19 protein-coding genes are annotated in these 18,245 nt (G+C 71.4%); 14 read left to right on the forward strand and 5 right to left on the reverse strand.

The window, feature by feature from the left end; translation table 11 throughout:
• Positions 1–8: 8 nt before the first annotated feature.
• The 5 genes from P8A18_RS14110 to P8A18_RS14130 all read left to right on the forward strand — a co-directional run bounded on the left by P8A18_RS14110 (position 9) and on the right by P8A18_RS14130 (position 4,992).
• Positions 9–1,793: a beta-ketoacyl synthase N-terminal-like domain-containing protein gene (locus tag P8A18_RS14110; RefSeq protein WP_306054710.1), complete on the forward strand. Its 1,785-nt coding sequence runs from the start codon at positions 9–11 to the stop codon at positions 1,791–1,793.
• Positions 1,790–3,031, forward strand: coding sequence for a cytochrome P450 (locus tag P8A18_RS14115; protein ID WP_306054712.1), 1,242 nt, complete (start codon positions 1,790–1,792; stop codon positions 3,029–3,031). Before P8A18_RS14110 ends, P8A18_RS14115 begins: the two co-directional genes overlap by 4 nt.
• A gap of 43 nt (positions 3,032–3,074) precedes the next feature.
• Positions 3,075–3,770, forward strand: coding sequence for a formyltransferase family protein (locus P8A18_RS14120; RefSeq protein ID WP_306054714.1), 696 nt, complete (start codon positions 3,075–3,077; stop codon positions 3,768–3,770).
• A gap of 113 nt (positions 3,771–3,883) precedes the next feature.
• Positions 3,884–4,159 (forward strand): hypothetical protein, encoded by a 276-nt coding sequence (locus tag P8A18_RS14125; protein ID WP_306054716.1) that lies wholly within the window; start codon positions 3,884–3,886, stop codon positions 4,157–4,159.
• Between the two features lie 11 nt (positions 4,160–4,170).
• Entirely contained in the window at positions 4,171–4,992 is an 822-nt protein-coding gene (locus P8A18_RS14130; protein WP_306054718.1) for a helix-turn-helix domain-containing protein, read from the forward strand.
• Positions 4,993–5,076: 84 nt separating this feature from the next.
• On the opposite strand, the gene P8A18_RS14135 is transcribed toward P8A18_RS14130, so the two are convergent.
• Positions 5,077–6,291: an RNA-guided endonuclease InsQ/TnpB family protein gene (locus tag P8A18_RS14135; protein WP_306060898.1), complete on the reverse strand. Its 1,215-nt coding sequence runs from the start codon at positions 6,289–6,291 to the stop codon at positions 5,077–5,079.
• A gap of 50 nt (positions 6,292–6,341) precedes the next feature.
• Here P8A18_RS14135 and tnpA point away from each other — a divergent pair, with 50 nt between their 5' ends.
• The 4 genes from tnpA (at position 6,342) to P8A18_RS14155 (ending at position 9,140) form a co-directional block, all read left to right on the forward strand.
• Positions 6,342–6,773, forward strand: coding sequence for an IS200/IS605 family transposase (tnpA, locus tag P8A18_RS14140; protein ID WP_306054720.1), 432 nt, complete (start codon positions 6,342–6,344; stop codon positions 6,771–6,773).
• 78 nt (positions 6,774–6,851) lie between these two features.
• Positions 6,852–7,382 carry a GNAT family N-acetyltransferase gene (locus tag P8A18_RS14145; protein WP_306054722.1) on the forward strand — a complete coding sequence of 177 codons (531 nt, stop codon included), beginning with the start codon at positions 6,852–6,854 and terminating at the stop codon, positions 7,380–7,382.
• 140 nt (positions 7,383–7,522) lie between these two features.
• Positions 7,523–8,362 carry an NAD(P)H-binding protein gene (locus P8A18_RS14150; RefSeq protein ID WP_306054724.1) on the forward strand — a complete coding sequence of 280 codons (840 nt, stop codon included), beginning with the start codon at positions 7,523–7,525 and terminating at the stop codon, positions 8,360–8,362.
• A 40-nt stretch (positions 8,363–8,402) separates the two neighbouring features.
• Positions 8,403–9,140: a Mut7-C RNAse domain-containing protein gene (locus P8A18_RS14155; RefSeq protein ID WP_306054726.1), complete on the forward strand. Its 738-nt coding sequence runs from the start codon at positions 8,403–8,405 to the stop codon at positions 9,138–9,140.
• Positions 9,141–9,142: 2 nt separating this feature from the next.
• Here the strand turns inward: P8A18_RS14155 and P8A18_RS14160 are convergent, their stop codons facing one another.
• The gene (locus P8A18_RS14160; protein ID WP_306054728.1) at positions 9,143–9,640 is read right to left on the reverse strand and encodes a MarR family winged helix-turn-helix transcriptional regulator; all 498 of its coding nucleotides are present in this window, start codon (positions 9,638–9,640) and stop codon (positions 9,143–9,145) included.
• A gap of 131 nt (positions 9,641–9,771) precedes the next feature.
• Positions 9,772–10,296: a hypothetical protein gene (locus tag P8A18_RS14165; RefSeq protein ID WP_306054730.1), complete on the reverse strand. Its 525-nt coding sequence runs from the start codon at positions 10,294–10,296 to the stop codon at positions 9,772–9,774.
• A gap of 90 nt (positions 10,297–10,386) precedes the next feature.
• On the opposite strand from P8A18_RS14165, the gene P8A18_RS14170 reads away from it, so the two are divergent.
• Both P8A18_RS14170 and P8A18_RS14175 read left to right on the forward strand, forming a co-directional pair.
• Positions 10,387–10,722, forward strand: coding sequence for a YnfA family protein (locus P8A18_RS14170; RefSeq protein ID WP_136318695.1), 336 nt, complete (start codon positions 10,387–10,389; stop codon positions 10,720–10,722).
• A 58-nt stretch (positions 10,723–10,780) separates the two neighbouring features.
• Positions 10,781–11,539, forward strand: coding sequence for an SDR family NAD(P)-dependent oxidoreductase (locus P8A18_RS14175; protein WP_306054733.1), 759 nt, complete (start codon positions 10,781–10,783; stop codon positions 11,537–11,539).
• Between the two features lie 107 nt (positions 11,540–11,646).
• On the opposite strand, the gene P8A18_RS14180 is transcribed toward P8A18_RS14175, so the two are convergent.
• Positions 11,647–12,840, reverse strand: coding sequence for an RtcB family protein (locus P8A18_RS14180; RefSeq protein WP_306054735.1), 1,194 nt, complete (start codon positions 12,838–12,840; stop codon positions 11,647–11,649).
• Positions 12,841–13,010: 170 nt separating this feature from the next.
• Here P8A18_RS14180 and P8A18_RS14185 point away from each other — a divergent pair, with 170 nt between their 5' ends.
• The 3 genes from P8A18_RS14185 (at position 13,011) to P8A18_RS14195 (ending at position 16,359) form a co-directional block, all read left to right on the forward strand.
• Positions 13,011–13,871 (forward strand): DUF3558 domain-containing protein, encoded by an 861-nt coding sequence (locus P8A18_RS14185; protein WP_306054737.1) that lies wholly within the window; start codon positions 13,011–13,013, stop codon positions 13,869–13,871.
• A 177-nt stretch (positions 13,872–14,048) separates the two neighbouring features.
• Complete coding sequence (locus P8A18_RS14190; protein ID WP_306054739.1) at positions 14,049–14,840, forward strand: DUF3558 domain-containing protein; 792 nt, start codon at positions 14,049–14,051, stop codon at positions 14,838–14,840.
• A gap of 142 nt (positions 14,841–14,982) precedes the next feature.
• Positions 14,983–16,359, forward strand: coding sequence for a DUF2637 domain-containing protein (locus P8A18_RS14195; protein ID WP_306060900.1), 1,377 nt, complete (start codon positions 14,983–14,985; stop codon positions 16,357–16,359).
• A gap of 106 nt (positions 16,360–16,465) precedes the next feature.
• Here the strand turns inward: P8A18_RS14195 and lysS are convergent, their stop codons facing one another.
• The gene (lysS, locus tag P8A18_RS14200) at positions 16,466–18,232 is read right to left on the reverse strand and encodes a lysine--tRNA ligase (RefSeq protein ID WP_306060902.1); all 1,767 of its coding nucleotides are present in this window, start codon (positions 18,230–18,232) and stop codon (positions 16,466–16,468) included.
• Positions 18,233–18,245: the final 13 nt, after the last annotated feature.

Below are 18,245 nucleotides of genomic sequence, written 5' to 3' on the forward strand. Positions count from 1 at the left end.
GCCTCCCCATGACCGAGAGCCCCGAGCAGGAGTACGACCCGGGCGATGTGGCCGTCATAGGCATGTCGTGCCGGGCGCCCGGCGCCGCCACCAAGGAGCAGTTCTGGGACAACCTGGTGCACGGCAGGGAGACCGTGTCGTTCCTTTCCAAGGACGAGATCCTGGTCGACGAGACGCTGATCCACAGCCCGTTCTACGTGCGGGCCTGCGGTCTGCTCGACGGCTACGACCGGTTCGATCCCTCGGTGTTCGGCATCAGCGACCGGATGGCGAACGCGATGACCCCGGAGAACCGGCTGTTCCTGGAGAGCGCGTGGGAGTCGCTGGAGGACGGTGGCTACGACCCGGACCGGGTCGAGGCCGAGGTCGGGATCTACGGCGCCAACAACCCGCAGACCGCCGCGCTCTACAGCTCCCCGCCCGACCGGGTGTCGGTCGGCCCCGAGGCGATCGAGGCGAGCCTGGCCTGGTCGCCGGACACCATGACGTCCAACGCCCTGTACTACATGGGCCTGACCGGCGAGGCCGTCACCCTCGCCGCCGTCTGCGCCGGCTTCCACTACTCGGTGCACCTGGCCTGCCAGTCGCTGCTGCTCGGCCAGACCGACATGGCGATCGCCGGTGGCGCCATGGTCCGTCTGCCGCACCCCCGCGGGCACCTGTGGGAGGAGAACCGCGTCCTGTCCAGGGACGGCCACTGCCGCCCGTTCGACGCCAACGGCACCGGTACCGCGCTGTCCAGCGGCGTCGTCACGCTGCTGCTCAAGCCGGTGTCGCAGGCCGTCGCCGACCGCGACCACATCTACGCCGTGGTCAAGGGTTCGGCCGTCAACAACAACGGTGTCAGCGCGATGGCTTACGGCCTGGCGCAGCCCGAGCGGCTGAGCGCGTGCATCGCCAGTGCCATGGAGGTCGGCGGTGTCACACCCGACACCGTGTCCATGTACGAGGCCAACGGTCTCGGTCTGCCGGTCACCGACGAGCTGGAGGTCCACGCGGCGACCATGGCGTTCGGCAAGCAGACCGGCACCAGCTCGATCGGCGGGGTCAAGGGCAACGTCGGTCACGGCGGTGTGGTGTCGGGCGGCTTCGGCACGATGAAGGCCGTGATGTCGCTCTACCACAGGAAGCTGGCACGGACGGTCAACCTGACGGACGTCAACGAGGACCTCGACTTCCCCAGCACCCCGTTCCTGCCGCAGCTCGAATCGGCCGACTGGGCGCCGGAGTCCGGCATCCGCCGTGCGGGCATCACCTCGATCGGCGGCGGTGGCTACAACGCGCACCTGGTGCTGGAGGAGCCGCCGCCCGCCGCCGGCCGGGCTCCCGAGGCCACCGGCCGGCCCCGGCTGGCCACCCTGTCCGCCATGGACGACGAGGCGCTGGCCGACCAGCGGGCGAGGCTGAGGGAATGGCTCGTCGAGAACCCCGGACTGCGTCTCGACGACATCGTCTTCAGCCTCACCATGGGCCGCAGGGTGATGGACCGCCGGTGGGCGGCCGTGGTCCGCAGCAGGGAGGAGCTGGTCGAGGCGCTGTCCGGCGGCGCGTTCGCCGGCCGGGCCGTCACCACCGCCGACGCGCCGCGGGTGAACGCGGTCTCCTTCCGCCACACCGACGACGGGATCGTGCTGTCCGACGGGGACACCCGGGCGCTCCCCGATCTGGCCGCCGCGTGGGTGAGCGGCCGGCGGGTGGACTTCGCCTCCCTGCACGCCGGGGAGACCAGTCACCGTGTTCCGCTGCCGACCTACCCGTTCCGGCCGCGCCGGTTCTGGCGTACGGACTGGTGACCATGAGCACACCGGCACCGGACACCGTGGACCTCGGCGACCCGGACACCTTCGCGGACCACGACCTGGACGAGTTCTGGCGCACCGTGCGGGACACCGCTCCGGTGTACTGGAACCCCCCGGCCGACGGCCGCGGCGGATTCTGGGTGCTCTCCCGCCACGACGACATCATGGCCACCTACCGGGACGACGTGAACTTCACGTCGGAGCGCGGCAACGTGCTCGTCACGCTGCTGGGCGGCGGTGACGCGGGGGCCGGCCGGATGCTGGCCGTGACCGACGGGCACCGGCACCACGAACTGCGCAAGATCCTCCAGCGGGTGCTCTCGCCCAGGGTGCTCGACGAGGTCGCGCGGGCCGTGCGGGCCGGCACCCGGCAGCTGATCCGCGAGGCCGCCGGGGCCGGCGGCCTCGACTTCGCCGGACAGATCGCCGGCCGGATTCCGATGACCACGATCTCGAACCTCCTCGGTGTGCCCGAGGAGGACCGGGACTACCTGCTGGCCCGGACGAAGGCCGCGCTGTCCACGGACGACGAGGACATCGACGAGGTCGACTCCGAGATGGCCCGCAACGAGCTCCTGATGTACTTCATGGACATCGTCGAGGAGCGGCGCGAGTCACCGGGCGACGACGTGATCAGCATGCTGATCGCCAGTTCCATCGACGGGGTGCCGCTGTCGGACGAGGACGTCGTCCTCAACTGCTACAGCCTGATCATCGGCGGCGACGAGACCAGCCGGCTCACCATGATCGACTGTGTCCGTACGCTCGCCTCCCACCCCGAGCAGTGGCGGCGGCTCAAGCACGGCGAGGTCGCGATCGACACCGCGGTGGACGAGGTGCTGCGCTGGGCGTCGCCCACGATGCACTTCGGGCGCAGCGTCGTCCGGCCGGCCGAACTGCACGGCGTACGGCTGCGGCCCGGCGAGATCGTCACGCTCTGGCACGCCTCGGGCAACCGGGACGAGCGGATCTTCGACCGGCCGGGGGAATTCGACCTCGGCCGCACCCCCAACAAGCACATCGCCTTCGGCTACGGCCCGCACTTCTGCGTCGGCTCGTTCCTCGCGAAGGTGGAGATCTCCGAACTGCTCATGGCCCTGCGGGACTTCACCACCGGTTTCGAGCAGACCGGACAGGCGCGGCCTATCCGGTCCAACTTCCTGACCGGGTTCTCCACGCTGCCCGTGCGGTTCCACCCCGATCACTCCGGACTGAAAGAGGCCGACCGATGAGTGGTAATCCCTTCGCCGGCGAGGGCGACCGGCTGGAGCACGAGTGAACATCTACATCTCAGGACGAGGAGCATTCGCGGTGCAGGTCGCGGAGGCCCTGCTGGACGAAGGGCACAAGATCTCCGGCGTGGCCGCACCCCGGCTGCGCCAGGGGCAGTCGGACGAGAGCAACGCGTCGTCCTGGGACCGCCTGCGCACCTGGGCCTACCCCCGGAGCATCGCGTGGACGGACTCGGCCGAACTGCGCGCGGCGCACGTCCCGGACGGGGTGGATGTGATCGTCGCCGCGCATTCGCACGCCTTCCTCGGCCGCCGCACACGTGCCAGGGCCTCCGTCGCCACGATCGGCTACCACCCCAGCCTGCTGCCGTTGCACCGCGGCCGGGACGCGATCCGCTGGACGATCCGCGACGGTGACAGGGTGACGGGCGGCAGCGTGTACCACCTCACCGAACGCACCGACGGCGGGCCGCTCGCCGCCCAGGAGCACCTGTTCGTGCCCCCGGGTTCGACCGCGCAGAGCCTGTGGCGCGAGCATCTGGCGCCGCTCGGTGTGCGGTTGCTGCTGCGCGTGGTCGCGGATCTCGCCGGGGGCAGGCGCGTCGAGGTCCCGCAGGACGAGCGGTTCGCGACCTGGGAGCCCGCGATGGGCGCGCCGCCGCTGTTCAAGCCGGAGCTCATCGCGTTGCCCGGTACGACGTCCGTCGAGGGCAGCAGGTGGGCCATTCACTCGCGCTGAAGGCGAGTGTGCGCCGGAAGGCCGCATCCGGCCATTCATTGGCCGGAGAGTGATCTTTAGGGCAGCGGGCAGACCTGCCGATGCAGGAGGCACCGACCCTGAAGGAGGCTGCCATGGGCGACGTTCTGCCGGCCCTGTCCATCCCCGCGCTGGTCCTCGCCAGTGGTATGTACGCGGTGGCCGCGACCTGGTGGCGCCGCAGGCACCCGGCGCCGCCGTCGCCGTACACGCATCAGGCCGCCCGCCTCGCGGAGCGGGCGATGCTGGTGGACGCCGAGCGGATCGTGGACGAGGCGTACGGGACGCTCGGCGGCCTCTACGACGGGCAGCCCGCCCCGGCGCACCGGGCCGCCGCGCGGTCCTCGCACCAGGTGGGTGCCGCGTCCTAAAATCGGCCGTCATGGCCGGTCAACGAGGTCCCCGGCGCGACACCCGCGGCATCGTCGACGCCCCCGAGCTGTTCGCGCACGTACAGTTCCGGCGCCGCGAGCCCGCCCCCGCGCTGCGGCCCTACCTGGAGCACTACTGGCTGATCGACTGGGACCTCCCCCAGCCGTACGCTTCCCACCTCGTCCCGCACCCCAGCGTCAACCTCGTCTTCGAGCGGTACCCGGGCTGCGGCGACGAGGAGGCGGGGTACGCGGAGGTCTCGGGCATCGGCCTGGAGCTGTTCACGCAGAAACTGGAGGCGCGCGGGCGGGTCTGCGGGGTGCAGTTCCGGCCGGGCGGCTTCCGGCCCTTCGCGCCCGGGGCGCCCGTGTCGCGGTGGACCGGGCGGCGGCTCCCGGTGGCCGAGGTGTTCGCGCCGCCCGCCCCGGCCTCGGCCGTGCTGGACCCGGCGGACGAGGACGAGCGGGTCGCCGCGCTCGACGCGTACCTGCTGGCGCTCGGCCCCGGGCCCGACCCCCGGGCCGAGCGGGCGATGGCCCTGGTCGACCTGGTGCGCACCGACCGCACGGTGCTGCGGGTGGACGCGCTCGCCCGCGCCGAGGGGGTGTCGGTCCGCTCCCTGCAACGGCTGTTCGCCGCGTACGTGGGGGTGGGCCCCAAGTGGGTCATCCTGCGCTACCGCATCCACGAGGCGCTGGAGCGCGCCGGATCGGACCCGGCCGTGGACTGGGCGGGCCTCGCCGCCGACCTCGGCTACAGCGACCAGGCGCACCTGGTCAGGGACTTCACGGCGACGATCGGCGTACCGCCCACGGCACTGACCGCCCCCTGACCCGCCGGCCAAGGGCCGACTGTCAGTGGCCCGCCCTACAGTGCCGGTGTGACTACTCCCCCGCATGAATGCGGGGGCTTCTCGTCAAGCTGGCTGAGCTTGACGACGGGCCAGCCCGGCCCGCAGAACATTGGAAGCCCCCACGATGTCGGCGTGCGCCTGATGGCCGCACGAGACGCAGTGGAACTTCTCTTGGGTGGGCCGGTTCTCCGCCGCGACATGCCCGCACTCGGGGCAGGTCCGGGAGGTGTTGCGGGGGTCCACAGCAATCACGTCACGTCCGGCGCTTTCAGCCTTGGCGGTGAGGATCGTCAGGAACACCCCCCAACCGGCATCCGAGATCGAACGGTTCAGACCCGCCTTCGCGGCGGCCCCGTTGGGCAGGGAGTTGCCCGGCTTGTCGGGATCCGGCTTCGGTGCGGGAGCCTTGCCCATGTTGCGGATCTTGAGATCCTCGTGCGCGATGAAATCGTGCTCACGAACGAGACCCAACGCGGTCTTGTGTGCGTGGTCGAGGCGCTGGCGGCGGACCTTGCGGTGCAGGTCGGCAACTCGCTGGACGGCCCGCTGGTGGTTGGCGGTCCGCTTGTCGCGGCGGACCCGGCCGAACCGGCTGAGCTTCTGCTGTGTGGTCTCCAGCTTGGCGGCGGCCTTCCTGCCGTGACGCGGGTTCTCGACGTGCTCACCGTTGGAGGTGGTGAGGAACGAGGCGACGCCCATGTCGACGCCGACCACGGAGCCCGTCGCCGGAAGCGGCTCGGGTTGTTCCTGCTCGGCCGTGAGCACCACGTACCAGCGCTTGCCTTCGCGCTTGGCAGACACGGTCTTTACCTTGCCGATCACCGGTCGGTGCTGCTTGACCTTGACGTGCCCGACACCCTGGAACCGTACGCGGGTCTGCGGGTCGTGCGGGGTGGAGTCCCAGCGGCAGCCGTCGCCATCCTTGGGGAAGTCCACGGTGTCGAACCAGTTCGCCCCGCGAAAGCGCGGGTAGCCGGGAGTGTCCCCGGACTTGATCCGGCGGAAGAACGCGGCGAATGCCTTGTCCAACCGGCGCAAGGTCGCCTGCTGGGAAGAGAACGACCACCGGCCCTGACGGTCCGGGTCGAACGCCCGGATCTCCTTGAGCTGTGCGGACTGCTGCCCGTATTTGATGCTCGTCTTCGAGGTATGCCGGTAGGCGTCGCGGCGCTCCTGCAAGGCCCCGTTATAGAGGTCGCAGTGATCGCGCAGCATCTCTCCGAGCATGGTGGCCTGGCCCACGGTGGGCCGCATGAGGAACTTGTACGCACGGATCATCCAGCCCACCTCCTTCCAGGTCGACGCGATCACCTTACTAGACTTGGTGTATGTCACCGCGCTGGGAACCAGATGCCGATATCCGCAGGGGGCGTCATGTCACCTTCCATCTACATGCTCACTTGGTGTTTGTCACCAAGTACCGGAAGGGGATCTTCGATGACGCCATGCTTCAGCGGTGCGAAGAGATCATGCGGGAGGTGTGCGACAAGTTCGAGGTGGAGCTGCGGGAGTTCAACGGCGAGGCCGACCACGTGCATCTCCTGGTGCACTACCCGTCCAAGCTCGCCCTCTCCAGGCTGGTCAACAGCCTCAAGGGGGTCAGCTCCCGGTACCTGCGCGCCGAGTACACCGGCCGCGTCAACCGGACCGGTATGGGATCGGTCTTCTGGTCACGCTCATACTTCGCAGCATCCTGTGGCGGAGCGCCGCTGTCGATCGTCCGTCAGTACATCGAGGGACAGCGTCGCCCCTTGTCCTGACGTCACCGAACAACGGTGCTCCGCACCGTTCCGTTTTCCCGCCCCGGCTGAAGCCGGGGATACCCAACGGAGGACCTGATGGAACGCACCGCAGCATCTTCCGTACGGATCGAGCCCTGGTCGGACGACGACCTGGACCTCCTCCGCCGCGCCAACGCACCCGAGCTGATGGACCACCTCGGCGGCCCCGAGTCGCAGGAGCAGCTCATGGGGCGGCACGCCCGCTATGTCGCGCTGAGCGCGGATCGTACGGGCCGGGGCAGGATGTTCCGGATCGTGCTGGACGGCGAGGCCGGTTCCGTGGGCACCATCGGTTTCTGGGAGCGGACCTGGCGGGACCAGGAGGTGTACGAGACGGGCTGGACGGTCCTCCCGGAGTTCCAGGGCCGGGGCATCGCGTCGGCCGCGACGCGCGCGGTGGCCGACGCGGCGCGCGCCGAGCACAAGCACCGCTATCTGCACGCCTACCCGTCCGTGGAGAACGGCCCGTCGAACGGCGTGTGCCGCAAGGCGGGCTTCACGCTGCTCGGCGAGTGCGAGGTCGAGTACCCGCCGGGGCACCCGCTCCTCACGAACGACTGGCGCCTGGACCTGCGCCCGGCCGGCTGACGGGAAGGCAGCTCGGGGGAAGGCGCCTCCGGGGGGCGGGGCGGCTCAATTCGGTTGACGGGCGCGGGCTCCTCCCGCATATTTATCTGCGCCACGCAGACAATGGGTGACGCGGAAGAACTACCGAGGAGACCAGCCCCATGCTCACGCTCGTCACCGGATGCCGCGGCCGCGTCGGCTCCGCGCTCACCGCCCTCCTGCACCGCGGCGGCCACGCCGTCCGCGCCGCTTCGCGCAACCCCGCCGGCCTCGCCCTGCCGGCCGGCGTCCCGGCCGTGGCCTGCGATCTCGGCGACCCCGCCACCTTCCCGGCCGCCCTGGAGGGCGTCGGCTCCGTCTTCCTGTACGCCGAGCCCGCGCACATCGACGCCTTCCTCACCGCCGCACGGGCCGCCGGAGTACGGCACATCGTGCTGCTCTCCTCCAGCTCGGTCCTCGCCCCGGACCCGGCGTCCAACCCCGTCGCCGCCTCGCACCACACGGTCGAGCAGGCCCTGACCGCCTCGCCCCTGACCACGACGCTCCTGCGCCCCGGCCCCTTCGCCAGCAACGCCTACCAGTGGTCGGGCGCCTTCCGGTCCGGGCACCCCGTCGACCTGCCCCACCCCCGCAGCGAGGGCGCCCCCCTCCACGAGACCGACATCGCCGAGGCGGCCCTCGCCGCGCTCACCGACCCGGCGTTCCAGGGCGCCGCGTACCACCTCACGGGCCCCGAATCCCTCAGCGCCGCCGAGCAGGTCGCCGTCCTGGCCGCCGCCTCCGGCACCCCAGCCACCGTCAACGAGGTGAGCCCGGCAGCCTGGAAGGAGGCGGTGTCCCCCTTCGTGCCGGCCGAGGTCGCCGACGGCCTGCTCGCCTACTGGGCGCTCACCGACGGCACCCCGGCCGAAGTGACCGGCGAGGTCGAGAGACTGACCGGCCGCCCGGCCCGCACCTTCGCCTCCTGGGCCGCCGACCACGCCGCATCCTTCCGCGCTTAAATCCGTGGGCGGCGCGCCGCCCCGATGGCATCCTGACCAGGTGAACGGACCGGAGATCCACCTCGAAGTCGCCCCCGAACTCAGGCTTTTCGTGGCCCACGGGCGCCGGCAGGGGCGGACGCCGGTGACCACCGACGGCGTGTCCACGCTCGGCCACGTCGTGGAGTCCCTCGGCATCCCGCTCACCGAGGCGGGCCGCCTCCTCGTCGACGGCAGCCCGGTCACCGCCGCGCACATCCCGGCGGCGGGGGAACTGGTCGAGGTGCGCCCGGTGTCACGCCCGCAGAGCGTGCCCGGCGCGCCCCTGCGCTTCCTGCTCGACGTCCACCTCGGGACGCTCGCCCGGCGGCTGCGGCTGCTCGGCGTCGATGCCGCGTACGAGAGCGAGGACATCGGCGATCCGGCCCTGGCCGCGCTCTCGGCGAAGGAACGTCGCGTCCTGCTCTCCCGGGACCGCGGACTGCTGCACCGCCGGGAGATCTGGGCGGGGGCGTACGTGTACAGCGACCGGCCGGAGGAGCAACTGCGGGACGTGCTGGGCCGGTTCGCGCCGGCCCTCGCACCGTGGACCCGGTGCACCGCCTGCAACGGACGGCTGAGGACGGCCGACAAGGACACGGTCGGCCCGCACCTGGAGCACGGCACGCGGCGCTCGTACGACGTCTTCGCGCAGTGCGCCGCGTGCGAGCGGGTCTACTGGCGCGGCGCGCACCACGCCCGCCTGGAGGCGATCGTCACGGAGGCGGTCCGCGACTTCGGCACCGCGACCGCCGGCTGACGCTAAGGGCTGTCCGGCGCGTCGCCCTCCGCCCGCAGCCGGGCGATCTGCACCGCGCTCAGCTCCGCCGTCCGCCGCATGTGGGTGAGGAGCAGGGCGATCTCGTCGTCGTCGTACGCGTCGAACAGGCCGTCCCAGCCGCCGGTCAGCCGCCCCCAGACCGCGCCGAACTCCGCCATCCGCTCGGGCACGGTCGTCACGAGCACCCGCCGCCGGTCCGCCGTGTCCCGGGCGCGCGTCACATAACCGGCCCGCTCCAGGCGGTCCACCAGCCGGGTCGCGGAGCCGGTGGTGAGCCCGGTCAGCTCGGCGACGCGGCCCGTGGTGACGGGTGCCGCCTCCAGCCCGAGCAGGTTGAGGCACTGGAGGTCGGTCGGGTGGAGCCCCAGCCGGTCGGCTACGGCCTGGTTGAACAGCGCGTACGCGGCCATGTAGCGCCGCGACGCGGTGGACAGCTCGGCCAGCAGCGTGCTGCGGCGGGGGGACGGCTTGGGCGGCATGCGGAGAGTGTACGAAGCGGAGACCGGGCGTCCGGCCCCCAACGAGCCGGACCCTCGGAACACGTACGGGCTCTGCGGCCCTCAGGACACGCGGGTCCCCGGTCGTCAGAACACGTACAGGTCCCCGGTCCTCAGAACACGTACGGGTCCCCGGTCGCCGGGGCCAGCACCTCGTGCTCGCTGTTCTTCGCGTTCCGGTCCGTGGCCCCGCCGTTCCACGCGGTGTCGATCCGCACGACGACCTCGTCCGGCCGGCCCCGCAGCTTGAGGTGGAGGGCCAGCCGCCGCTGCTGGGAACCGTCGGCCCGCAGCGGGCCGGTCCGGCACAGCACGGTCCGCGGGTCGGCCCGCAGGCACGCGCCGGGCAGCTCCTGCCCCTCGGCCGGCGGCACGGACACCCGCAGCCGCACGGTGACCCCGGGCAGGTCCGAGGGCCCGTCGTTCTCGCTGCGCAGCCAGATCCCGAGTACGTCGCCCCGGAGCGAGACGTGGCCGTGGTGCGACACGTCCGCCTCGGGCACGAGGGTGCGCACCACCGGCGAACCGGCGCCCGGCGCGCCCACGGCCGTGGCCGTCCCGCCCGCGACCGGAGTCGTCGCCACCGCCGTCACCGCCGCGGCGGTCACCCCGAGCAGAGCCTTACACGTCAGAAGCATGCCCTGAAGATACCGATCACCCCGAATTGCGCGTATTTACCGACCGGTTCGGCGCGTCTGGCGGTACGCGACGCATGGCACCCTGCTGCCATGTCGGTCCTCCGTTCCACCGCCCTGTTCGTCCTCGCCGCGCTCTTCGAGATCGGCGGTGCCTGGCTCGTCTGGCAGGGGGTGCGCGAACACCGGGGCTGGGCCTGGATCGGCGCCGGGGTCATCGCGCTGGGCACGTACGGCTTCGTGGCGACGCTCCAGCCGGACGGCGAGTTCGGGCGGGTGCTCGCGGCGTACGGCGGGGTCTTCGTGGCGGGCTCGATCGCCTGGGGGATGGCCGCCGACGGCTACCGCCCGGACCGCTGGGACGTGACGGGCGCGCTGATCTGCCTGGCCGGGATGGCCGTGATCATGTACGCCCCCCGCAACCACTGACCGGCCACGCCCCCGCATATCCTGGCCGGGTACCGATCAGCTGTCCGAGGAGCCCGTCATGGCCGCATCCCCCATCGCCGTCATCACCGGAGCGAGCAGCGGCATCGGCGCCGCGACCGCCCGGCAGCTGGCGGCCGCCGGCTATCGCGTCGTGCTCACCGCCCGCCGCAAGGACCGCATCGAGGCGCTGGCCGCCGAGATCACCGAGGCGGGCCACGAGGCGACGGCCTACGCCCTGGACGTCACGGACCGCGCGGCGGTCGACGAGTTCGCCACCGCGTTCCGCGGCCTCGCCGTCCTCGTCAACAACGCGGGCGGCGCGCTCGGAGCCGACCCGGTCGCCACGGGTGACCCGCAGGACTGGCGCCAGATGTACGAGACCAACGTCATCGGCACGCTCAACGTGACCCAGGCGCTGCTTCCGGCCCTCACCGCGAGCGGCGACGGCACGGTGGTGATCCTCTCCTCGACCGCGGGCTTCGCCACCTACGAGGGCGGCGCCGGCTACGTGGCCGCCAAGCACGGCGAACACGTCCTGGCCGAGACCCTGCGCCTGGAGATCGTCGGCACCCCGGTCCGCGTCATCGAGGTCGCCCCCGGCATGGTCAGGACCGAGGAGTTCTCCACCACCCGCTTCCGGGGCGACGCCGAGAAGGCCGCCAAGGTCTACGCGGGCGTCGATGCCCCCCTCAGCGCCGACGACGTGGCCGACACGATCACCTGGGCCGTGACCCGCCCCAGCCACGTCAACATCGACCTGCTGGTGGTCCGCCCCCGCGCCCAGGCGTCCAACTCGAAGGTGCACCGCACGAGCTGAGCCGCACGAGCCGAGCCGGGCGGGCTGAGCCGCATGAGCCGAGCCGGGCGGGCCCTGCGGGACCCGGCTCGGCCACGCCCCGACCCCGCCCCGACCCCGCCCCCGGCTCAGCCCTTCACGCAGATGACCTGCTTCAGCTTCGCGACGACCTCGACCAGGTCGCGCTGCTGGTCGATGACCTTCTCGATCGGCTTGTAGGCGCCCGGGATCTCGTCCACGACACCCGAGTCCTTGCGGCACTCCACGCCCCGGGTCTGGTCCGCCAGGTCCTTGACCGAGAACCGCTTCTTCGCCGCGTTCCGGCTCATCTTCCGGCCCGCGCCGTGCGAGGCGGAGTTGAAGGACTTGGCGTTGCCGAGGCCCTTCACGATGTACGAACCGGTGCCCATCGAGCCGGGGATGATCCCGAAGTCGCCGGAGCCGGCCCGGATCGCGCCCTTGCGGGTGACCAGCAGGTCCATCCCCTCGTACCGCTCCTCCGACACGTAGTTGTGGTGGCAGGAGATGACCGGTTCGAAGGTGACCTTGGCCTTCTTGAACTCCTTGCGGACGACGTTCTGGAAGAGCGCCATCATGACCGCGCGGTTGTGCTTCGCGTACTCCTGCGCCCAGAACAGATCGTTGCGGTAGTCGCGCATGGGCTCGGTGTCCGCGAGGAAGACCGCGAGGTCCCGGTCGACCAGGCCCTGGTTGTGCGAGAGCTTCTGCGCCTCGCCGATGTGGAAGTCGGCCAGCTCCTTGCCGATGTTCCGGGACCCGGAGTGCAGCATCAGCCAGACCGAACCCGACTCATCGAGACAGAACTCGATGAAGTGGTTTCCCGATCCGAGCGTCCCCATCTGCTTCGTGGCCCGCTCCTGACGGAATTTGACCGCTTCGGCCACCCCGTCGAACCGCCCCCAGAAGTCGTCCCAGCCGGACGCGCCGAGCCCGTACAGACCGGACGGGTCCACCGGCTCGTCGTGCATCCCGCGGCCCACCGGAATGGCCTGCTCGATCTTCGAGCGGAGCCCCGACAGGTCCCCGGGCAGATCGTTGGCGGTCAGCGAGGTCTTCACCGCGGACATGCCGCAGCCGATGTCCACGCCGACCGCGGCCGGACAGACCGCCCCGTGCATCGCGATCACCGAGCCGACCGTGGCGCCCTTGCCGAAATGGACGTCGGGCATGACGGCCAGGCCCTTGATCCACGGCAGCGTGGCGACGTTGCGCAGCTGCTGCATCGCCGCGTCCTCGACCGAGGCCGGATCGGCCCACATACGGATGGGAACCTTCGCCCCCGGTACTTCTACATACGACATAACCCCTCGATTCCCCCGAAAAGTCTGAAAGCGCAAAACCGGCGCCAAGATCGGCAAAGAGGTCGGCCGACCGGCATTCACAGCGGCGCGTGCGATACACATTGTGTCCATCGGCCGCCATCGGGCGGCAACCGTTTTTCGCACGAAGGGAGCCCAGGACCGTGCGACGAATGGCGTACGCGACCGGCGCCGTGCTCATCGCAGCGCTCGCCGCCGGCTGCTCCGGCGGCTCCGGAAGCGGCGATTCCGCCCCCGACGGCAAGCCGGGTAACACGACCTCCTCGCCCGCTCCGCCGGGCAAGTACCGCACCCTCCCCGACGCCTGCCGCGCCATCCCGCTGGCCACGCTCAAGGACCTCCTGCCCGGCACCGCCGACATGCCCGAGGCCCAGCAGGAGAAGGTGTTCGAGGGCGCCCCCACGGTCACCTACGACACGGACCGCCGGATCGGCTGCCGCTGGAAGTCGGACGCCCCCGAGGGCGCCCGCAGCATCCACCTGGACTTCGAGCGCGTCGTCTCCTACGACACGTCCGTGAGCGACGACGACCGCGCCCGCGAGGTGTACGCGAAGAAGGAGGCGGCGGCCGACCTCCCGACGGCGGGCGCGACCGGCGACACCCCCGGCGCCACCCCGACCGGCTCCGGCAAGTCGGCCTCGGACGCGACCGGGGACACGAGCGGAGCGGACGCGACCGGCGACGCGAGCGCGGACACCGACGGCAAGACACCGGACGGAACCGCCGACGGCGGCGCGTCCGACGGGGAGACCGGCGGCAGCCCCGCAGAGAACCTCCAGCCCCGGCCGCTCGACAAGCTCGGCGACAGCGCGTTCCTGGACGACGCGCTCCCCCGGGCGGGTTCCACCGCGCGGCACCGCACGGTGAGCGTGGTATTCCGCACATCCAACGTCATCGTCACCATCGAGTACACCGCCCAGCCGGCCCTTTCCACCCAGGCCCCCGACGGCAAGGAACTCCAGGAGAAGGCGCAGGCCCTGGCCCGGCAGCTGGTCGAATCGTTCAACGCCTGACCCCGCCGGAACCCGGCCCGGACCGCTCTCCGGGCCGCCCGGCCGAGGCGGCATCCGCCCGCCGTCCGTCGTACCGTGGCCCCTCGGAGCCACCGGCGGCCACCCGCCGCCGCCCGCTCCGCACGGCTACCGCCGCGCAACCGTCCCCCGACCGCCGCGCCACCGACTGAAGGAACCATGCACCGATCAGCCCCGCGACTCACCCGCATACTCGCCTGCGCAGCCGTCCCGGTGATGCTCGTCGTCGCCGGCTGCTCGTCGGACTCCGACGGCAAGAAGGACGCCGACGCGTCCGCCTCCGCGTCGCCGCAGGTGACGAAGTCGGAACCGACCGTCGAGGCCGCGAAGTTCGCCGAGCTGCCGGACCCCTGCTCGTCGGTCGCGGCGAAGACCGTCAAGTCCCTGGTCCCCTCGGCCAAGAGCAAGAACGGCACCCGCGGCAAGTCCAGCGACTCCTCCGCCCGGGGCAGCTGCTCCTGGAACGGCCTGGCCGACAAGGGCGTCAAGGGTTCCCAGTACCGCTGGCTCGACGTCGGCTTCACCCGCTTCGCCTCGGACCAGACCCTGGGCAGCGGCGCCGCGCGCGCCGGCGAGGACTTCACCAAGCAGGTCGGCAAGACCGAGGCGACGGACGGCGCGAAGAACGTCAAGTCCGAGCCCGTCACCGGCATCGGCGACCAGGCGACCAAGGTCACGTACGACCAGTCCAAGGCGGACGAGGACTTCAGGTACACGACGATCGTCGCCCGTACGGGCAACGTCGTGGTCGTCGTCAACTACAACGGCGCGGGTTACGCCGGGTCGAAGACGCCCACCGCGGAGACGATCCTGAAGGGCGCCACGATGGCGGTCAAGGACGCGGTCGCCGCCGTCGCCGACGCCAACGGGAGCAAGGAGACCGGCGCCTCGCCCGAGACGAAGACCTCCAACTCCCCCAGTTCCTCGGCCACCACCAAGAAGTCGGACTGACGGGCCTTCTCCCCTCCCCCCGCGACACCTCTCGCACACATGTGCCAGGCTGTGCCCGCCGGAAACAAGCCACGGCAACAGGCCACAGCAGCCGGCGAGAGCACAGGACAAGGGAACAGGGAGGGGATGGGGGGTGGCTGCGATGCAGCTGACGCGCACGCATCGCGTGCTGATCGGGCTGGTGGTGGCCGGTGCGGTCCTGATCGCCGCGATCGGCTTCGCCGGTTCCTACGCGGCGGTGCGCGAACTGGCCCTTCAGAAGGGGTTCGGGGACTTCTCGCTGGTCTTCCCGATCGGCATCGACGCGGGCATCTGCGTCCTGCTGGCCCTGGACCTGCTGCTGACGTGGCTGCGCATCCCCTTCCCGCTGCTGCGCCAGACGGCCTGGCTCCTGACGGCCGCGACGATCGCGTTCAACGGCGCCGCCGCCTGGCCCGACCCGCTCGGCGTCGGCATGCACGCCGTGATCCCGGTGCTCTTCGTGGTCTCCGTCGAGGCCGCCCGCCACGCGGTGGGCCGGATCGCGGACATCACCGCCGACAAGCACATGGAAGGCGTCCGCCTCACCCGCTGGCTCCTCTCCCCCGTCCCCACCTTCCGCCTCTGGCGCCGCATGAAGCTGTGGGAGCTGCGCAGTTACGAGCAGGTCATCAAGCTCGAACAGGACCGGCTGATCTATCAGGCCCGCCTCCAGGCCCGCTACGGCCGCAACTGGCGCCGCAAGGCCCCCGTCGAGTCCCTGATGCCGCTCCGCCTCGCGAAGTACGGCGTACCGCTGGCCGAGACCGGCCCCGCGGGTCTGGCAGCCGCCGGCATCGAACCGGCCCTCCTCCCCCCGGCCCCCGCCCCGGCCGCCGCAGCCCCCGCGGTGGAGACGGCCCAGCAGCACCCCGAACTCCCCCAGGCCGCACACCAGCCGCAGCAGCAGCACCAGCAGCCGCCGGCCGACCCTCAGCAGCCCCAGGAGCACCCCCAGCAGCCCGCCCCCGCGCAGAACGAGGAGAACCCCTGGTTCCCCGCGCAGGCGACCGCCAAGGTCTACGAGGGCACGTACAACCCCGACTACGAAGGCCCCGAGCCCACCCCGCTCCAGGTCCCCTCGGGTCCGGGCGGCCGCACCCGCCCCCTGGGCAACGTGGGCACGGTCGGCAGCACCGCCCCCGAACAGCAGCTCCCCTTCCCGGAACAGCTCCCGGGGCAGCTCCCGGAACAGCTCGCGCAGCAGCAGCTTCCGCAGCAGCAGCTCGCGGAGCAGCCCGTCGCCGAGGCCGCCGAGGAGTGGGCCGAGGAATGGGCGCAGGAGGACGCGGAGTTCAGCGAGATCGCGTACGAGGTGTTCGCGGCGTTCGTGACCGAGAACAACGACTACCCGAGCATCGCGGTGCTGGACATACACCTGTCGGACGGGCACAACGTGCGGCACCCGCGCAGCGAGGCGCTGATCCGGCAGCTGATGCCGCTGTTCAAGGAGCGCTACGCGGCGGAGCAGGCAGAACTCGAAGCCGACCACATCGCATAAGCACCAAGCACCACGCACCACGCACCACGCACCTGGCACCTGGCACCTGGCACCTGGCAGACCGAAGGGCCGCCCCCACCGAGGGAGCGGCCCTTCACACATCCGCTTACGCGCCGAGCAGCCTGCGCACCCGGTCCGCCCCCACCGCGAGCAGCAGCGTGGGCAGGCGGGGCCCCGTGTCGCGGCTGACGAGCAGCCGGTAGAGCAGGGCGAAGAAGGACCGCTGGGCGGTCTTCAGCTCGGGCGTCGGCTTGGCGTCGGGCTCCAGTCCGGCGAGGACCTTCGGCACGCCGTAGACGAGCGTGGTCAGCCCGTCCAGGGACCAGTGCGTGTCCAGCCCCTCGACCAGCAGCCGCAGCGACTCGCGGCCCTGCTCGTCGAGCGAGCCCAGCAGGTCCTTGTCCGGCTCGTCGCGGACGACGGTGCGGGCCTCGGCCGGGACCTGGGTGGTGATCCAGGACTCGGCGCGGTCGAGCCGCGGCCGGGCCTCGTCCAGCGAGGTCAGCGGGTTCGCCGGGTCCAGCTCGCTGAGGATGCGCAGCGTCTGGTCCTGCGCACCGGCCGTGATGTCGGCGACGGAGGCGAGCGTGCGGTACGGCAGCGGGCGCGGCGTGCTCGGCAGCTCACCGGCCGCGGTGCCGATCGCGCGGGCGTACGCGGCGGCGTCGGCCGGCAGCACGGAGCCGTCGGCGACCTTGCGGCCCAGTGAGTCCCACTCGTCGTAGAGCCGCTGGATCTCCTGGTCGAAGGCGATCTTGAAGGACTGGTTGGGCTTGCGGCGGGCGTAGAGCCAGCGCAGCAGCGGCGCCTCCATGATCTTCAGCGCGTCGGCCGGGGTCGGCACGCCGCCCTTGCTGGAGGACATCTTGGCCATGCCGGAGATGCCGACGAAGGCGTACATCGGGCCGATCGGCTGGACGCCGTCGAAGATCTCGCGGACGATCTGGCCGCCGACGACGAAGGAGGAGCCGGGCGAGGAGTGGTCGACGCCGGAGGGCTCGAAGATCACGCCCTCGTAGGCCCAGCGCATCGGCCAGTCGACCTTCCAGACCAGCTTGCCGCGGTTGAACTCGCTCAGGCGGACCGTTTCGGCGAAGCCACAGGCCGAGCAGGTGTAGTTCAGCTCGGTGGAGTCGTCGTCGTACGAGGTGACGGTGGTGAGGTCCTTCTCGCAGTTGCCGCAGTAGGGCTTGTACGGGAAGTAACCGGCGGAACCGCCGCTGCCGTCGTCCTCGCTCGCCGCGCCGGAACCGGCCTCGGCCTCCAGCTCGGCTTCGTCCACCTTCTTCTGCTGCTGCGGCTTCTTGCCGCCCTTGGCACCGCCGGCCGCCGGGTCCTTCTTGGTGCGGTAGCGGTCGAGGACGGCGTCGATGTCGGCGCGGTGGCGCATCGCGTGCAGGATCTGCTCGCGGTAGGTGCCCGCGAGGTACTGCTCGGTCTGGCTGATGCCGTCGTACTCGACGCCCAGCTCGTCCAGGGACGCGGTCATCGCGGCCTTGAAGTGCTCGGCCCAGTTCGGATACGGGGACCCGGCGGGCGCGGGCACCGAGGTCAGCGGCTTGCCGATGTGCTCGGCCCAGCTCTCGTCCACGCCCGGGACGCCGTTCGGCACCTTGCGGTAGCGGTCGTAGTCGTCCCAGGAGATCAGGTGCCGCACGGTGTGGCCGCGGCGGCGGATCTCGTCGGCGACCAGGTGCGGGGTCATGACCTCGCGGAGGTTGCCGAGGTGGATCGGGCCCGACGGGGAGAGGCCGGAGGCGACGACGACCGGTTTGCCAGGCGCACGACGCTCCGATTCGGCGATGACCTCGTCCGCGAAGCGGGAGACCCAGTCGGTCTCGGTGCTGCTCTGACTCTGAGCCACGGTCGGCACGTCCTTCTCTCGG

The organism is Streptomyces sp. Mut1, assembly GCF_030719295.1.
GTDB classification, from domain to species: domain Bacteria; phylum Actinomycetota; class Actinomycetes; order Streptomycetales; family Streptomycetaceae; genus Streptomyces; species Streptomyces castrisilvae.

Excerpts from the sequence above, each read along its gene's own strand:
- P8A18_RS14110 (WP_306054710.1), top strand. The coding sequence starts at position 9 with ATGACCGAGAGCCCCGAGCAGGAGTACGACCCGGGCGATGTGGCCGTC.
- P8A18_RS14125 (WP_306054716.1), top strand. The coding sequence starts at position 3,884 with ATGGGCGACGTTCTGCCGGCCCTGTCCATCCCCGCGCTGGTCCTCGCC.
- P8A18_RS14130 (WP_306054718.1), top strand. The coding sequence starts at position 4,171 with ATGGCCGGTCAACGAGGTCCCCGGCGCGACACCCGCGGCATCGTCGAC.
- P8A18_RS14135 (WP_306060898.1), bottom strand. The coding sequence starts at position 6,291 with ATGATCCGTGCGTACAAGTTCCTCATGCGGCCCACCGTGGGCCAGGCC.
- tnpA (WP_306054720.1), top strand. The coding sequence starts at position 6,342 with ATGTCACCGCGCTGGGAACCAGATGCCGATATCCGCAGGGGGCGTCAT.
- P8A18_RS14145 (WP_306054722.1), top strand. The coding sequence starts at position 6,852 with ATGGAACGCACCGCAGCATCTTCCGTACGGATCGAGCCCTGGTCGGAC.
- P8A18_RS14150 (WP_306054724.1), top strand. The coding sequence starts at position 7,523 with ATGCTCACGCTCGTCACCGGATGCCGCGGCCGCGTCGGCTCCGCGCTC.
- P8A18_RS14160 (WP_306054728.1), bottom strand. The coding sequence starts at position 9,640 with ATGCCGCCCAAGCCGTCCCCCCGCCGCAGCACGCTGCTGGCCGAGCTG.
- P8A18_RS14165 (WP_306054730.1), bottom strand. The coding sequence starts at position 10,296 with ATGCTTCTGACGTGTAAGGCTCTGCTCGGGGTGACCGCCGCGGCGGTG.
- P8A18_RS14170 (WP_136318695.1), top strand. The coding sequence starts at position 10,387 with ATGTCGGTCCTCCGTTCCACCGCCCTGTTCGTCCTCGCCGCGCTCTTC.
- P8A18_RS14175 (WP_306054733.1), top strand. The coding sequence starts at position 10,781 with ATGGCCGCATCCCCCATCGCCGTCATCACCGGAGCGAGCAGCGGCATC.
- P8A18_RS14180 (WP_306054735.1), bottom strand. The coding sequence starts at position 12,840 with ATGTCGTATGTAGAAGTACCGGGGGCGAAGGTTCCCATCCGTATGTGG.
- P8A18_RS14185 (WP_306054737.1), top strand. The coding sequence starts at position 13,011 with ATGGCGTACGCGACCGGCGCCGTGCTCATCGCAGCGCTCGCCGCCGGC.
- P8A18_RS14190 (WP_306054739.1), top strand. The coding sequence starts at position 14,049 with ATGCACCGATCAGCCCCGCGACTCACCCGCATACTCGCCTGCGCAGCC.
- P8A18_RS14195 (WP_306060900.1), top strand. The coding sequence starts at position 14,983 with ATGCAGCTGACGCGCACGCATCGCGTGCTGATCGGGCTGGTGGTGGCC.